The organism is Finegoldia magna (genome assembly GCF_018371055.1).
Lineage (GTDB): Bacteria > Bacillota > Clostridia > Tissierellales > Peptoniphilaceae > Finegoldia > Finegoldia magna_I.
Genome location: NZ_JAGYZD010000015.1, coordinates 1 through 15,984 on the forward strand (window position 1 = coordinate 1; position 15,984 = coordinate 15,984).

15 protein-coding genes and 1 pseudogene are annotated in these 15,984 nt (G+C 28.5%); 12 read left to right on the forward strand and 4 right to left on the reverse strand.

What is annotated here, in order from left to right; translation table 11 throughout:
- Window positions 1-26 precede the first annotated feature (26 nt).
- From KHW44_RS01420 to KHW44_RS01470, 11 genes are all read left to right on the forward strand, one after another.
- On the forward strand, window positions 27-2,249 hold the full coding sequence (locus tag KHW44_RS01420; protein ID WP_304065058.1) for a DNA translocase FtsK: 2,223 nt from the start codon (window positions 27-29) through the stop codon (window positions 2,247-2,249).
- Window position 2,250: 1 nt separating this feature from the next.
- Window positions 2,251-2,787: a CDP-diacylglycerol--glycerol-3-phosphate 3-phosphatidyltransferase gene (pgsA, locus tag KHW44_RS01425; RefSeq protein ID WP_035109504.1), complete on the forward strand. Its 537-nt coding sequence runs from the start codon at window positions 2,251-2,253 to the stop codon at window positions 2,785-2,787.
- A gap of 68 nt (window positions 2,788-2,855) precedes the next feature.
- A complete protein-coding gene (gene recA, locus KHW44_RS01430) occupies window positions 2,856-3,947 on the forward strand; it encodes a recombinase RecA (protein ID WP_304065029.1) in 1,092 nt (363 codons plus the stop codon).
- A gap of 30 nt (window positions 3,948-3,977) precedes the next feature.
- The gene (locus tag KHW44_RS01435) at window positions 3,978-4,928 is read left to right on the forward strand and encodes a metallophosphoesterase (RefSeq protein ID WP_304065032.1); all 951 of its coding nucleotides are present in this window, start codon (window positions 3,978-3,980) and stop codon (window positions 4,926-4,928) included.
- Complete coding sequence (locus KHW44_RS01440) at window positions 4,928-6,511, forward strand: AAA family ATPase (RefSeq protein ID WP_304065035.1); 1,584 nt, start codon at window positions 4,928-4,930, stop codon at window positions 6,509-6,511. Before KHW44_RS01435 ends, KHW44_RS01440 begins: the two co-directional genes overlap by 1 nt.
- The gene (locus tag KHW44_RS01445; protein ID WP_094224690.1) at window positions 6,511-6,750 is read left to right on the forward strand and encodes a hypothetical protein; all 240 of its coding nucleotides are present in this window, start codon (window positions 6,511-6,513) and stop codon (window positions 6,748-6,750) included. Before KHW44_RS01440 ends, KHW44_RS01445 begins: the two co-directional genes overlap by 1 nt.
- Entirely contained in the window at window positions 6,737-7,399 is a 663-nt protein-coding gene (locus KHW44_RS01450; protein WP_002836408.1) for a hypothetical protein, read from the forward strand. Before KHW44_RS01445 ends, KHW44_RS01450 begins: the two co-directional genes overlap by 14 nt.
- Window positions 7,400-7,517: 118 nt before the next feature.
- Window positions 7,518-9,059, forward strand: coding sequence for a ribonuclease Y (gene rny, locus KHW44_RS01455; RefSeq protein WP_002836407.1), 1,542 nt, complete (start codon window positions 7,518-7,520; stop codon window positions 9,057-9,059).
- 68 nt (window positions 9,060-9,127) lie between these two features.
- A complete protein-coding gene (locus tag KHW44_RS01460) occupies window positions 9,128-9,949 on the forward strand; it encodes a PHP domain-containing protein (RefSeq protein WP_002836406.1) in 822 nt (273 codons plus the stop codon).
- Window positions 9,936-11,111, forward strand: a complete 1,176-nt coding sequence (locus KHW44_RS01465; protein WP_304065042.1) for a pyridoxal phosphate-dependent aminotransferase — start codon at window positions 9,936-9,938, stop codon at window positions 11,109-11,111. Before KHW44_RS01460 ends, KHW44_RS01465 begins: the two co-directional genes overlap by 14 nt.
- A 102-nt stretch (window positions 11,112-11,213) precedes the next feature.
- The gene (locus KHW44_RS01470; protein WP_304065045.1) at window positions 11,214-12,188 is read left to right on the forward strand and encodes a tyrosine recombinase XerC; all 975 of its coding nucleotides are present in this window, start codon (window positions 11,214-11,216) and stop codon (window positions 12,186-12,188) included.
- 79 nt (window positions 12,189-12,267) lie between these two features.
- Here KHW44_RS01470 and KHW44_RS01475 read toward each other — a convergent pair whose 3' ends face one another.
- Window positions 12,268-12,579, reverse strand: a complete 312-nt coding sequence (locus KHW44_RS01475; RefSeq protein WP_225560723.1) for a LysM peptidoglycan-binding domain-containing protein — start codon at window positions 12,577-12,579, stop codon at window positions 12,268-12,270.
- A gap of 174 nt (window positions 12,580-12,753) precedes the next feature.
- Between KHW44_RS01475 and lexA the strand changes: the two genes are divergently transcribed.
- On the forward strand, window positions 12,754-13,380 hold the full coding sequence (gene lexA, locus KHW44_RS01480; protein ID WP_002836400.1) for a transcriptional repressor LexA: 627 nt from the start codon (window positions 12,754-12,756) through the stop codon (window positions 13,378-13,380).
- A gap of 50 nt (window positions 13,381-13,430) precedes the next feature.
- Here lexA and KHW44_RS01485 read toward each other — a convergent pair whose 3' ends face one another.
- The 3 genes and pseudogenes from KHW44_RS01485 to KHW44_RS01495 all read right to left on the reverse strand — a co-directional run.
- Window positions 13,431-14,705: a methionine gamma-lyase family protein gene (locus tag KHW44_RS01485; RefSeq protein ID WP_304065052.1), complete on the reverse strand. Its 1,275-nt coding sequence runs from the start codon at window positions 14,703-14,705 to the stop codon at window positions 13,431-13,433.
- On the reverse strand, window positions 14,692-15,636 hold the full coding sequence (gene miaA / locus KHW44_RS01490; protein WP_304065055.1) for a tRNA (adenosine(37)-N6)-dimethylallyltransferase MiaA: 945 nt from the start codon (window positions 15,634-15,636) through the stop codon (window positions 14,692-14,694). The genes KHW44_RS01485 and miaA overlap by 14 nt, the downstream gene beginning before the upstream one ends.
- A pseudogene (locus KHW44_RS01495) lies at window positions 15,633-15,984 on the reverse strand (DNA mismatch repair protein MutL); the annotation flags it as partial. The pseudogene KHW44_RS01495 and the gene miaA, both read right to left, overlap by 4 nt.

The following is a 15,984-nucleotide window of genomic DNA, read 5'->3' on the forward strand; positions in this document are numbered from 1 at the left end:
GGATTTGGCCATACAGGCTACTAATTATGGCTAGAAATACTAAATCACGAAACAAAACTCAATCAAAATCTAATAGCAAAAAAAATGCTAACTCTTCGAAAAAATTAATAATTATATTAGTATTAATTATTTCACTTATATTCATGGCTAGTAGTAGAGTTGGTGTTTTGGGAATTATTGTAAAAAATATATATTTCAATACTTTTGGAATCTTTTCATATGTTTTTATATCACTAGGTATACTGTATACTATATCAACGATATCTGATATAAACAATGGAGATAAACTAAAAAAAATTACTTATATATTAGCTGCTTCTTCAATTTTCGTAATGAGTTTAATTAATATATCAAACTATCCAAATCTTAATATTAATCAAAGAATTGATTTGAATTTAAATTTAGCGAATGACTATAGTGGAATTGGAGTAATAGGAGCCATTATAGCATCAATACTAAACATGGCTATAGGCTACATAGGTCTATATGTTGCACTTGTTTTTTGTTTTTTATTTTTAATATCTGCAATAATGAATTTAACTTTAAAAGAGTTATTTCAAACATTTTTTGCTTTTGTTAAAAAAACATTTATAGATATAAAAACAAAAAATGAACAAAACAAACAAAATAAAAGTATCGAAAAATCACACAAGATTAAGCAAAATAAACCTACAAAAGAAAGAATTTCTAAAAATTCAATCAAAGAAAAATCTGATTTGAATAAATCAATAGATTTTGAACCTACAAAACCAAAACTCAACGATTATAAATCTAATGAAAAAGAATCTGGAGAACAACTATCTGTTATAGATTTTGGTGAATTCTCTGGACAAAGTAATTATACTTTTCCTCCATTAGAGCTTTTGAAAAATGCAGAATACATGGAAGACAATGATGATTCTGTATTACAAAAAGCAAAGATGATTGAAGAAACTCTAAAAAACTTTTCAATAGATGCGACTGTTGTTCAAATTGATAGAGGTCCTACTGTTACTTGCTACGAATTAGAGCCTAAAGCAGGTGTCAAAGTTTCAAGGATAGTTAATCTAGCAGATGACTTATCACTTTCACTGGCTACTAGTGGAATTAGAATTCAAGCTCCAATTCCTGGCAAATCTGTAGTGGGAATTGAAGTAGAAAATGATGTTAAAAATTCTGTAATGTTAAAAGAGATTTTAATGTCTGACAATTTTGTAAAAGAAAAATCGTTAATGCCAATAGCATTAGGAAAAGATATCTCTGGAAAATGTATTGTAACTTCTGTAGATAAAATGCCTCATTTACTTATAGCAGGAGCTACAGGTAGTGGTAAATCCGTTTGTATCAATACAATAATCATGAGTATTTTGTATAAGTCAAATCCAAATGATGTAAAACTTATATTGATTGACCCAAAAGTTGTAGAATTGAGCATATATAACAATATTCCACATCTTGCTATTCCAGTTGTTACGGATCCTAAAAAAGCAAGCGCCGCTTTAAATTGGGCTGTAAGAGAGATGGAAAGAAGATATCAAATATTTTCAGAAAATCACGTTCGAGATATCAAAGCGTATAATAAGAAAAATAAAAATGATGAACTTGAAAAACTACCTTATATTGTTATTATAATAGATGAATTAAGTGATTTAATGATGGTCTCAGCAAATGATGTTGAAGATGCTATTTGCAGACTAGCACAAATGGCTAGAGCATGTGGTATCCATCTAATCATTGCAACTCAAAGACCAACAGTGGATGTTATTACTGGTACAATAAAAGCAAATGTACCGTCTAGAATTTCTTTTGCTGTTAGTAGCCAAATAGATTCTAGAACTATTCTAGATCAATCTGGTGCAGAAAAGCTTATAGGAAGAGGAGATATGTTATTCTTCCCATCATCAATGGCAAAACCTAGTAGAGTTCAAGGCGCTTTTATTTCTGATGAAGAAGTAGACAATGTAGTTAAATTTTTAATAAATAAAAATGAAACAAATTATAAAGAAGAAATCATAGAAGATATAGATAAATCAGAGAGTATTGATCTTGAAGATGACGATACAGATATTTTATTTACAGATGCTGTAGAAATTATTTTGAACGAGGATTCTGCATCGATTTCTTTATTACAAAGAAAATTAAAAATAGGGTATGCTAGAGCTGGAAGAATAATAGATCAAATGGAAGAAAAAGGTATTGTTGGTCCTAGTGAGGGAAGCAAACCTAGAAAGATTTTAATACCTAAAGATTATTTAGAAAGACGTGATTGAAATGAATATTGCAAATAAGTTCACAACATTAAGAGTTATATTAATACCATTTTTTGTAGCATCGTTATTGGTATTCAAAACAGACAATTATATACCTGCATTAATATTTATAATCTCTGCAATAACAGATTTTATTGATGGTCAACTCGCTAGAAGGAAAAATTTAGTTACTACATTTGGTAAGTTCATGGATCCATTAGCGGACAAAATGTTGAGTTGCAGTGCATTAATTGTCCTAGTACAACTAGGAAAAGTTCCTGCATGGAGCGTGGTTATAGTTGTATTAAGAGAACTTACTATTAGTGGATTCAGAATATTAGCTGCATCAAACGGAGTTACATTAGCAGCAAGCTATTGGGGAAAATCTAAAACTATGACTCAATTTATAGCTATTGTTCTAATTTTAATCAATACTGGTGATAAATTGGGATTTGCTTTAGACATGTACCTATATTATATTTCGATTGTATTAACTGTAATCAGCTTATGTGATTATATTTATAAGAATGTTAATGTTTTAGATTTAAAAAATATATAATTATTTTTTGGTTTGTGGTATAATAAATACAAGAACTTATGTTCTGTTTAATTTTTTAGGAGGTAGTCATGGATTTTGCTAATGGATCTGAAAAAGATCAAGCTTTAAGAGAAGCTTTTGCAAGCATTGAAAAACAATTCGGAAAAGGCTCTATAATGAAACTTGGAGATCATGTCCAAAAAGATATAGAAGCTATTCCTACTGGAGCTATAAACTTGGATGTTGCTTTAGGAATAGGTGGTCTGCCTAGAGGTAGAGTAATCGAAATTTATGGACCTGAATCTTCTGGTAAAACTACTTTAGCACTCCATGTAGTTGCTGAAGCACAAAAGATGGGTGGAACAGCAGCTTTTATAGATGCTGAACATGCATTAGACGCAATTTATGCCAAAAACTTAGGTGTTGATACAGATAATCTTATTATTTCACAACCAGATACAGGTGAACAAGCTTTAGGAATATGTGATTCTCTTGTAAGAAGTTCTGCTGTAGATATTATTATCATTGACTCTGTAGCAGCACTAGTACCAAGAGCTGAAATAGAAGGAAATATGGGAGATAGCCACGTTGGTCTACAAGCAAGACTAATGTCTCAAGCTTTACGTAAACTAACAGGTGTTATTTCAAAAAGCAATTGTACAGTTATATTCATTAACCAACTTAGAGAAAAAGTTGGAATAATGTTTGGTAATCCTGAAGTTACAACGGGTGGTAGAGCTTTAAAATTCTATTCTTCAGTTAGAATTGAAATTAGAAGAGGAGAAGCTATCAGAAAAGGTGACGATATTGTTGGAAATCATACTAAAGTTAAAATCGTCAAAAACAAAGTAGCACCTCCATTTAAACAAGTAGAATTCGACATTATGTACGGTGAAGGTATTTCTAAAATAGGTACAATATTAGATTTAGCCACTGACTGCAAAGTTGTAAAAAAAGCAGGTGCTTGGTACAGTTATGAAGAAGAAAAATTAGGACAAGGTCGAGAAAACTCTAAATTATTTTTAGAAGAAAATCCAAAAATACTAGAAGAAATTATCGATAAAACTTATGAATTTTATGGATTAAGATCGAAAGAGGATTCAGAGGCTATCAAAACAGAAAATAACGATAATATAAAAGACGAATCGAATAACGAAATAAGTGAGGATGAATTAGACTAGGGCAAGTATTACTTGCCCATTATTTCTATGATGAAGATATTATTTTTTACAGATACACATATAAAATCTAGGAATCCTAGATCTAGAATAGATGATTATGAAGATTCTATTTATAAAAAAATTGAAGAAATAAGGGAAATATCAATAAAAAAAAATGTTGACATGATACTTCACGGTGGAGATTTATTTGATAAAGCAGATGTTGGAATAAAAACAGCATCTAAATTTGGTAAATTATTTCAAACTTTTCCGAAGAAAATTCACATAATAAGTGGGAATCATGATATATATGGTTATAATCCAAACTCTATAGATAGAGCTATGATGGGACTATACAATTCATTAGATGTATTAGAACTAATTGAAGAAGATAAGCCTATTATCATGGAAAAGGATGGTTTAAGGGTTCAAATATCTGGCCAACCATATACTCATGATATTGATTCATCAGATAAATCTCATTATTATCCGAAAAGATTGGATAATATAGACTATCATATACTAATGATACACAGCTTTTTATTGTATAAGAAATTTATTGAACAAATTGAGTATACTTTAATCGATCAAATTATGGATACTGATTGTGATATTGTGTTAAGTGGACACTATCATACTGGATTTAAGACTGTAAAGGTCAATGAAAAGTATTTCGCAAATCCAGGAAGTATTGCTAGAATGACTAATACTGAATCAGAAAGAAAAAGAATACCTAAGGTCTTGATAATCGAACTTACAAAAGATGATATCAAAATTGAAGAAATTTTTCTAAAAAGTGCTAAAAATAGTAGTGAAATTTTTTCTGACGATAAAATAAACCCGTATTCGATTAAAAACAAAAGCCTACTGGATATAAAAGAAAGACTTTCAAAGTTATCAAGCAATCCGATTATAGACATCAATAACAACTTAAAATCCATAGGAAGAGAAATGAAAATAGATGAAGAAATTATTGATGAAGCCATAAGGAGAATAGAATAATGTATATTACCGATATATATTTAACTAATTTTCAGTCATACGAACAAGGTCATTTTGAGCTTTCAGAAAAAGTAAACTTAATTACAGGTGCTTCTGATAGTGGAAAAACTGCCTTAATTAGAGCTCTATCATGGGTCTTATTCAATGATTACACAACTGATTTATTAATCAGAAATGGATATAATAATGTTGAAGTCAAAATTGTATTTAACAACGGCAATTTTATTTTAAGAGGTAGAAAAGGTAATACTAATTATTACTACATTAAAAATAATCCTGATAATGAAGAGATAAAGAAATATGAAAATTTCGGTAGAGAAATACCATCAGAAATTCAAGATGATTTTCTTTTTAAAAAAGTTAATCTTCTGAACGAAAAATACAATATTTTAATCGCTTCACAATTAGAAAATTCATTTTTGCTGTCAGAAACAGATTCCACAAAAGCAAATGCTATCGGGAAGCTAGTAAATATTGATATATTAGACAATGCATCCAGAAATGTCTCAAGAGAAATAAAAAACACAAAAGTAGAGTTAAACTTTAAAAAAAGTTTTATCAACGAAAAAGAAGAATCTCTAAATAAATATGATTATTTAAATGAAGAAAAAATAAAAATTGACAATTTAAAAGTTTTGTACAATAATTTGGCCAAAAATTCAGAAAAATTAAATATATTGAAAACATTATCCATTAAACTTTCTGAATTAAATGTCAGGATTAAAAATGGTTATAAATACTTAGATAACTACAAAGGACTAGATATTTGTTCAGAAACTTTGCAGAATACAGAAGATAATATGTCTTCCTTTACAAAACTTTATCAATTATATGAGTTTTCTCAGGAAATAATAAAAGGTATCGAATCTAGTAATGTAAAATTGAATAATTTAAGATATACGGATTTGATATCAGAAATGATTGATAACGTCGATAAAAATCTTACTTTATTGAAGTTTTTGAAACCATTATATGATAGATTAACCTACGTAAAAAGTAGTTATAACAACTATAAAACTATATTAGAGAAATTTAAACAAGTGCCTAAATCTTATAATATCTTATTAAATACTCAAAATGATATCCAAATTTTAAATCAGTTATCTAATTTAAATGAAAATTACTATAGAATTAACCAAGAAATAAGGGATAATAGTCAGGTATTAACAAGTATTAATACATCTAAAGTATCTGAATTAACAAATAGAATTGATAAAAACAAAGAAAAATATATACAACTATATAAACTTAACATTTCATATCTAAAAATTAATAAAATCATTTTAGACCAAAATGATAAATTAGATAAATTGAATTCTATCAATAATTTACAAATTATATTATTAAATATTAACAAAGCTTTCGAATTGTTAACCAAACTAAAAATAATAAAAAACACCTTAGATGAAAAACAAGAGATTTATCAACAAAATACTAAAGTATTAGCTGAATGTAATTTTTTAATAGATGACTTGATAAATAAATACAAAGAAAGTCTTTACAAAGAAAAAATATGTCCATTTTGTCTAAGTGAAATAGATGAAAATCATGTTACTCAAATAGTAAAGGAGTTAAGGAAATAATGAATACTAATGAACGTTTTAACAACATAAAAGAAAGACTTGATAAAGCCAAAGAAGAAAAAAATAGAGCCGAAATTGCGTTAGAGAATTTAGAGAAGCAAAAAGAAGATATTCTTAACCAGTTGAAAGAATTAAATATAGATCCTGAAAATCTTGAATCAGAAATTACTAGACTACAAAATCAAATCGAACAAGATTTACAAAAAGCTGAGGAGCTTCTTCCTGATGCAAAAAATTGATTTAACTCAAATTCAATCCAAAATCACCTCAATGGAAATTAAGTATCAAAGTGAATTGGCTGTAAAAAAATCAATAGAAGAAGAAATATTAGCTACAAAAAAAAGCATTGATGCTCTTGAAAAGCAAATAGAAAAACTTGAAATCATAAAAATGCTTTATGATAAGACTTCTGAATATTCAAGAGAACAAGCCAAAATTCAAATAGAAAACCTTGTAAGTAGATGTTTAAGTTATATCTTTGAAAAAGAAATGAATTTTAAAATCGAAATAAAAATCAAAAACAACAATCCTTCTGCCAAGTTTTTTATAGAAGAAAGCTTAGATATTGATGGTGAGATTAAAACTTTTACCTACGATATTGTCGATGCTAGAGGTGGTGGAGTAGTAGATATAGTTTCTTTGGCACTAAGAATTTCTTTTATCATGCTATATGAAAATAATCTTGCCAATATTATTGTACTTGATGAACCTTGTAAGCATGTTAGTGAAGACTATATACACAATGTAGCAAATTTTATCAATGAGATCAGTGAGGAATACAATAAACAAATTATAATGATTTCCCATAACGCTCACTTATCAGCTATTGGAGAGATTAACTATAGAATTACAAATAGAAATAATACATCTGAAATAGATGTTATATAATTTTCTATTATATATCTAAATATTGACAATCAACGGTATTTGTACTACACTAAAAGAGTAAATTTATCCAAAAGATTTATTTAATGAATATTGAAAATTGAATAAAGGGGGTGTATTTATGAGCACCGCGACATCTTTAATAATTGCTATAATTGCTGCAATTTTAGGTATTGTAATAGGTTTCTTTTTGAGAAAAAGCATGGCTGAGAAAAAAATCAGAAGTGCTGAAGATTATGCTGTTAAAATAATTGAAGATGCAAACAAAGATGCTGAAACTAAGAAAAAAGAACTATTAGTAGAAGCAAAAGATGAAATCTTTAAGATGAAAAGTGATTTGGATCGAGAAAACAAATCTCGATTGAAAGAAATCAGTCGTCAAGAAGATAGACTTAATTCTAAAGAAGAAAATTTAGAACGAAAAAATGCATCATTAGAAAAGAAGCATAAAAAGCTAGATTCAGAATTAAAGAAAGCTGATGATATGCAACAAAAAATTCAATCCATAATAGATGAAAAAGAATTAGAATTGGAAAAAGTTGCAGGATTAACAAGCGATGAAGCTAAGAACATTGTTCTTGATAGAGTTAAATCTGAAACAATACGTGAGCAAGCTGCTATTATTAAAGAAATCGAATCCAAAACTAAGGAAGAATCTGAAAAATTTGCAAGAGAAATCATTAGTACATCAATTCAAAGATATGCCGCAGATCAAGTAGCGGAATCTACTGTGTCTGTTGTTAATTTACCAAATGACGATATGAAAGGTAGAATCATTGGTCGTGAAGGTAGAAACATTAGAGCATTTGAAACTTTAACAGGTGTAGATTTAATAATTGATGATACTCCAGAAGCGGTTGTATTATCAGCTTTTGATCCTGTAAGACGTGAAATTGCAAGAATCGCTTTGGAAAAACTTATAGTTGATGGAAGAATTCATCCTACTAGAATTGAAGAAATGGTTGAAAAAGCCAAAAAAGAAGTAGATAATACTATAAGAGAAAAAGGCGAAGAAGCTTGTGATGAAACTAATGTACATGGTTTACATCCAGAATTGATTAAAATTCTAGGTAAACTACATTACAGAACAAGTTATGGACAAAATGTTCTTAAACATTCTATTGAGGTATCTAATATCGCTGGAATGCTTGCAAGTGAACTAGGAGTAAACGTGAAATTAGCTAAAAGAGGTGGATTACTTCACGATTTAGGAAAAGCAATTGACCACGAAATCGAAGGACCACACGTTGAACTAGGTGTTAACGCTGCCAAAAGATTCAAAGAACCAAAAGATGTTATCAATTGTATTGAGGCTCATCATGGCGATGTTGAACCAACATGTATTGAATCTATATTAGTTCAATCTGCTGATGCAATATCAGCAGCAAGACCTGGAGCTAGACGTGAATCTATGGAAAACTATATCCAAAGATTAGAAAATCTAGAACAAATAGCTAATTCATTTGATGGTATTGAAAGTTCTTATGCTATACAAGCTGGTAGAGAAATCAGAATTATGGTTAAACCAGAAGTTATTGACGAAAGCTCTATGGTTATATTAGCAAAAGATGTAGCTCATAAAATTGAAAGTGAATTAGAATATCCTGGACAAATTAAAGTAAATGTCATTAGAGAAAATAGGGTATCAGATTACGCAAAATAAGAATTAACTTAGAAGGTCAACACATGTTGACCTTCTTCTAATATGAAAAACTTTAAAAGGATTTAAAAATGATTGATATGCACGTACATTCTACAGAAAGTGATGGAAGATTAAGTATTGAAGAAATTCAAAAAACTGCAAATAAAAATCATATAGATGAAATTGCAATTACTGATCATGATATTTTAATGTCTCCTGATCCAGAACTTTGTAATACTAACATCATAAAAGCTGTAGAATTTGGTATAACTTATAAAAACAAAGAAGTACATATTCTTGGGTATTATGTAGATAGTTACAATGAAAACTTACGAAAAATTTCTGAATTGGCTATAAATGATAGAGCAAATAGACTTGATATTTTTGAGAAGAATTTTGCTAAATTCGGAATCAAAATTGACAAAGAAAAAGTCCTAAATTATAGTAAGGATAAAGTTTTTTCTAGAAGTAATTTAGCTCAATACTTAGTTGATATTAATATATGCAAAAATAAAAACGAAGCTTTTAACGAATATTTGTCTCCAAAAGGTAAATGTTATGTCGCAAAAAACTTCACATCACTACAAAACATTATTGATTCTATAAAATCAGCTAATGGAGTATGTGTTTTAGCACATCCTATAACATTGAATGATGATAATATCGTAAATGAAATAATAGATATGGGTATTGATGGAATTGAAGTAATTAATTCAAAGCACTCATTTACTGATATAAAAAAATATTTAAATATAGCGATAAAAAACAGGCTACTATATACAGCAGGAAGCGACTGTCATGGTAAGCAGTTTGATGGTAACTATTTAATGGGAAATTTTGCATTAAATTATTCATCACTTAAATCTATAAAAAAACTACACGAATTAAGGAGCAATTATGTTATCAAATAAAATTAACAGTATAAATCCATCTTTAACACTTGAGTTGAGTGCTAAAATTAATAAATTAAAAAAAGAAGGAATAAAAGTCTATAACTTTACAGTTGGAGAACCGGACTTTAAGACTCCTAGATATATAATTGATAAAAATATAGAGTACTTGGATAACGGAATTGTTAGATATACCGATACTAGCGGAATACCTGATTTACGAGAAGAAATAAGTTTAAAACTTAACAAATTTAACCATATAAAATGCGATAAAGATTCTATAGTCGTATCTACTGGAGCTAAACAAGCAATAGTTAATAGCTTATTTGCATTAACTAATCCTAATGATGAAGTTCTTATACCATCACCATATTGGTTAAGTTATCCTGAAATGTGTAAATTAACAGATTGTAAGCCTGTCATTTTACCATATAATGAACACTTTAAAGTCGATGTCGATATATTAAACCAATATAAAAACTCAAACACTAAGTGTCTTATATTAAATAATCCTTCTAATCCTACAGGAGTTATTTATTCAAAAGAAGAGTTACTTAGTATTGGTAACTGGGCAGTTGATAATAATATTTATATTATATCTGATGAAATTTACGAAAGATTATCATATGATAAAGAATTTATAAGTATAGGATCATTATCCGATAAAATTAATGAGATAACAATAACAATAAATGGTTTTTCAAAGGCTTATGCAATGACTGGATTTAGGTTGGGATATTCTTGTAGCTCTAAGGAGGTCTCTAAGCTCATAAAAAGACTTCAAGGACATATTACATCAAACGCGAATACATTGAGCCAAATAGCCGGTTTAACAGCGTTAAAAGACGAATCTAATGAAGTAGAGCAAATGATTGTGGAATTTAAGTCCAGAAGAGACTATATAGTATCAAAATTAGATGAATTTAACTTAGAATATATTTATCCAACAGGAGCATTCTATGTATTTATTAAAATGGATCAATTTTATAATAGCACAATTAATAATTCTTTAGAATTATGTAATGAATTGCTTTCAAAATATAATATTGCATTTGTACCAGGTATTGTTTTTGGAGATGATAAATATATTAGAATGAGCTATGCAACAAGTATTGAAGATATTAAACAAGGATTAGAAAACTTAAACAATTTCATATCAGATCTTAAAAAATATAGCGAATAAAATTTGCTATATTTTTTTGACAATAGAGGATGATTTTGATAAAATTATAATGTCACAAAATAATAATTTTGTGACATTAAGGTTATGGATTTTGGAGGTACTATGAATAGCTATCCTATGATACTTATGGATTTTTTAGACTACTTAGAAACTATTAAAGGACGTTCGTCAAACACAGTTAAAGAATATGCTTACGATATCAATTTAATGATTAAATACATTATAGCGCGTAAGCAAAATATAAAATTAAAATCATTTGATGATATTGTTAATATTGATTCTTCTGATGTAGATTTGAATTTTTTCAAAAATATCGATGTTATTGATTTGCACTCTTTTATGGGATTTTTAGACCATAACAGATCCAATGGTTCATCTACACGTAGCCGTAAAACTTCTAGTATAAGAACTTTTTATAAGTATCTTATCAATATAAGAAAATTAGATATATTAAACCCTGCAGAACTTTTAGACTCGCCGAAAAAAAATATTAGACAACCAGTATATCTCACGCTTGATGAATCATTAGATTTACTTAAAGTTATATTACGTGAAAAAGATGAAGAAATAAAAGCTCGTGATTACTGTATTACAGTTTTATTTTTAAACTGTGGAATGAGACTATCTGAGCTAAGCAGCATAAACATTGATCATATAAAAACAAATACATTGAGAGTTATCGGTAAAGGAAACAAAGAAAGAACAGTTTATCTAAATGATATGTGTTTGGATGCTTTAGATAATTATCTTAAAATAAGACCAGAAATAGATAATGACGCTCTTTTTATTAGTAAAAAAAGAAATCGAATGAGTAATCGTGCTATACAGTACAGAATTGAACATTATTTAAAAGTTGGTGGATTTGACACTAGTTTATACAGTGTTCATAAATTACGTCACACTGCAGCGACATTAATGTATCAATATGGTAATGTCGATATAAAAGTATTGCAAGAAATTTTAGGACATGAATCAGTGTCAACCACACAAATATACACCCATGTAGATAATAACAGTTTAAGAAGTGCAGTAAATAAAAATCCACTTAATAGCTTGAACAACGATTTAAAAAAATAATAACTAAGAAAAAAAAGATCAAGACATGTGCTTGATCTTCATTACTGTTATTAGATAGTATTAGGAGTATAACAGTATCTTATTTATTTATTAAAGGTATGTTCAAATGTTCGCCTACTTTAATTGAGCTACCTTCTATAAATCTATTATATTGTTTTATTATTGATATGAATTGTCTTGTACTCATATTATCTGGTTTGAATTTTGTAGAAATTTTCCATAATGAATCTGATGGTTCTACTATATAATACTCAGTGCTATATTCTTGATTCTCGTAATTACCATAACTAAGATTAGACGTTAATACTAAAATCATCAAGGACAATGCTACAAAACAAATCGATATAAATCTAAAAAATTTGAACTTATTTGTAATTTTATATTTTTTCATATTTCCTCCCGTTCAGAAACTATTTTCTGTACATATGTTCTACGGTTTTATTCTACAACATATGTTCTTATATGTCAATAAAAATTTTTATGTTCTATTAAAAAAGGAAACAAATGTTTCATTTCTTGAAGAAATATGATATAATCAAGAAAAGAATAGAAAAGGAGTATATTAATGTACGATGATTTAACCTCTAAGCAAATAGAAATATTAAAATTTATAAAAAGATATATAGATTACAAAGGATATCCCCCTGCTATTCGCGAAATTGGTGATAGTTTGAATATCAATTCTACATCAACTGTTCATAATAATATTTTGAAATTAGAAATGAAGGGTTATTTAAGAAGAGATCCATTAAAAAATAGAGCTTTAGAAATTATAGATAGTGTTTATGAAGAACAAGAAAACGAAATAAAAAAAGAAACTATAGATGTTCCTATTGTTGGTAAAGTTCAAGCTGGAATGCCAATTTTGGCCATAGAAAATGTCGAAGATACATTTCCTCTTCCTATTGAATATACATCACAAGGTGTAGTTTTTATTTTGAAAGTCCAAGGAGAATCTATGATTGAAGACGGAATATTAAACGGCGATAAAATAATTGTTCGCAAACAAAATACTGCAAACAATGGTGATATTGTCGTTGCATTAATGGACGAATCGGCAACAGTTAAAAGATTTTATAGACATTCAGATCATATTGAATTAAGACCTTCAAATTCAACTATGTATCCTATTATTGTAAAAGATGTAGAAATTTTAGGAAAAGTTATTGGTTTATACAGAACAATTTATTAAATAAAACTATGCCCTCTAATTATCACAATAATTAGAGGGCTTTTGTCATTTTAAATTAGATTTTTATTTTTTAAATTCTTAACAACTTTCATACAAGCAAGTAATGCTTGATTATAACTCAGTGATCCTTGAAAATAAGCTACATAAGGCTCTCTTAAAGGACCATCAGCTGAAATCTCTATACTAGAACCATCTATAAAGCTTCCCGATGCCATTATGACTTTATCATCATATCCAGGCATATCCCAAGGATAAGGAACTACGTGTGAATCTACGACAGATGACTCTTGAATTGATCTACAAAATTCTACAACTCTTTCTGCGTTTTTTAGAATAATCGCACAAATTATATCACTTCTTTTATCTTCTACATCAGGAATTGTTTTAAATCCTAATTTTTTAAATACGTGAGAAAATAATAATGCTGATTTCATAGCTTCTATCGTAATTTTAGGAGCTAAAAATAATCCTTGTAATGTATTTCTAGTAGTACCAAAAGTTATTCCTACTTCCTTCCCTATTCCTGGTGCAGTTAAAGTATTTGCTACCCTATCAATAATAGACTTTTTACCAGCAATGTATCCACCAGAAAGAGCTATTCCTCCACCTGGATTTTTTATCAAAGATCCAGCAATAACATCACATCCAACTTCAATAGGCTCTTTGTATTCAGTAAACTCTCCGTAACAGTTATCAACCATGATGATAACTTCTGGAAATTTTTCTTTGATAAATTTAGCTGCTTTTTCAATTTGTCCAATATTAATAGCATTTCTTAAGCTATATCCTGTTGACCTTTGAATAGCAATCATTTTTACCGAAGAGTCTATTTTAGATTCTACAGCTTCCAAATCTATATTATTATCTACCAAATCAACATAGTCAAAGTCAATTCCAAATTCTTTCAAATTACATGGAGAATTGCCTTCAATGCCTATCACCTCTTGTAATGTATCGTAAGGCAAACCCGTAATATATAATAACTTATCTCCAGGCAATAATACGCCTTTCATTAACAAGCTCAATGCGTGAGTTCCAGAAGCAATTGAAGGTCTAACAAGGCAGTCTTCTGCCTTAAAAATATCCCTAAAAATCGCTTCACATTTATCTCTTCCAACATCTCCATATCCATATCCAGTTGTTGATGCAAAATCAGTAGCTTGTAACTTATTGTCTTGGAAAGCTTTCAAAACCTTAAGTTGATTAACAAACTCCAAATTTTCCAATTCTTTAAATCTATCTGATAGTTGATTATTACTTTCTATGACTGTATCATAGCTAAAATCATCTACATCATACCATTCTTTTATTTTATCTTTTATCATATAACCATTCTTTCACATTTCCCAAACAAATTTGTTCAATATCTTCAAATTTATTAAAATCTTCCAAATTCATCCAATGAATTCTTTCATCTTGTCTGAACCAGGTTAACTGTCTCTTGGCATATTTTCTGCTATTTTTTTTCATTAAACTAACCATATCTTTAAAAGAGATCTCATTATTCAAATACATGAAAGCTTCTCTGTAACCTATAGCTTGAATTGATTGAGAACTTTCATCTGTCAGCTCATAAATATATTTACATTCAGACATAAAGCCTTCATCGATCATCTCATCTACTCTTTGATTTATCCTTTCATAAAGGATCTCTCTATCATCATTTAATCCAATTATATAAAAATCATAATCATCGTTATAATGATCGAATTTGTCGTTTATTTCACTAAATCTATGACCAGTAAGCTTGTATACTTCAATTGCTCTAATAACACGTCTCACATTGTTCTTGTGAATTTTACTTGCCGACTCAGGGTCTATATCCTCCAACATTTTATGGAGTTTTTGATTGCCTTGTGATTCTGCAAAATTTTCCAATTCATGTCTTAATTTTTCATCAGATTTAACAGTGTTAAATTCTAATTTATGTGTTATAGAATTGATATATAATCCTGTACCTCCAACGATAATTGGGATTATATTTTTAGCTGAAATTTCTTCAATTTTATCTATGCAAAGACTTTGAAATTGTTCTACATTAAAATTTTCATTCGGTTCAACTATATCTATCAAATGATGTTTTATTTCTTTCTGATATTTTGGTTCAACTTTTGCAGTACCAATATCCATATACTTATAGATTTGCATAGAATCTGCAGAAATAATCTCGCTGTTTAAACTTTTTGCTAAAAAAATACTTAAGCTGGTCTTCCCTACTCCAGTAGGTCCGACGATTACAATACATTTTTTTCTCATTTTATCCTCATAAACATTTTTTCTAAATCTTTTTCATTCATTTCAATAAAAGTTGGTCTTCCATGAGGACAAGTTAATGGATATTCACACTTAAATAAATCTTCTAAAAGTTTAATTATTTCAAAGTTACTTAATGTATCACCAGCTTTTACACTCATTTTACAAGATCTCTTTATTACTTTAGACTCTATTACGTCAAAAGGATCATTTGAATTCTTAGCAATTGTATCCAAAATATCAGTAAATAAAAACTCAGCATTTGAATTTCCAAATAAATAAGGAACAGCACGAATAACAACGGAATCATCTGAAAAAACATCACTTTCATATCCCAATTCTTCAAATATA

Coding starts and splice junctions, on each gene's coding strand:
- KHW44_RS01465 (WP_304065042.1), top strand. CDS start 9,936: ATGTTATCAAATAAAATTAACAGTATAAATCCATCTTTAACACTTGAG.
- KHW44_RS01470 (WP_304065045.1), top strand. CDS start 11,214: ATGAATAGCTATCCTATGATACTTATGGATTTTTTAGACTACTTAGAA.
- KHW44_RS01435 (WP_304065032.1), top strand. CDS start 3,978: ATGAAGATATTATTTTTTACAGATACACATATAAAATCTAGGAATCCT.
- recA (WP_304065029.1), top strand. CDS start 2,856: ATGGATTTTGCTAATGGATCTGAAAAAGATCAAGCTTTAAGAGAAGCT.
- KHW44_RS01420 (WP_304065058.1), top strand. CDS start 27: ATGGCTAGAAATACTAAATCACGAAACAAAACTCAATCAAAATCTAAT.
- KHW44_RS01445 (WP_094224690.1), top strand. CDS start 6,511: ATGAATACTAATGAACGTTTTAACAACATAAAAGAAAGACTTGATAAA.
- KHW44_RS01485 (WP_304065052.1), bottom strand. CDS start 14,705: ATGATAAAAGATAAAATAAAAGAATGGTATGATGTAGATGATTTTAGC.
- KHW44_RS01450 (WP_002836408.1), top strand. CDS start 6,737: ATGCAAAAAATTGATTTAACTCAAATTCAATCCAAAATCACCTCAATG.
- lexA (WP_002836400.1), top strand. CDS start 12,754: ATGTACGATGATTTAACCTCTAAGCAAATAGAAATATTAAAATTTATA.
- KHW44_RS01460 (WP_002836406.1), top strand. CDS start 9,128: ATGATTGATATGCACGTACATTCTACAGAAAGTGATGGAAGATTAAGT.
- KHW44_RS01440 (WP_304065035.1), top strand. CDS start 4,928: ATGTATATTACCGATATATATTTAACTAATTTTCAGTCATACGAACAA.
- pgsA (WP_035109504.1), top strand. CDS start 2,251: ATGAATATTGCAAATAAGTTCACAACATTAAGAGTTATATTAATACCA.
- KHW44_RS01475 (WP_225560723.1), bottom strand. CDS start 12,579: ATGAAAAAATATAAAATTACAAATAAGTTCAAATTTTTTAGATTTATA.
- rny (WP_002836407.1), top strand. CDS start 7,518: ATGAGCACCGCGACATCTTTAATAATTGCTATAATTGCTGCAATTTTA.
- miaA (WP_304065055.1), bottom strand. CDS start 15,636: ATGAGAAAAAAATGTATTGTAATCGTCGGACCTACTGGAGTAGGGAAG.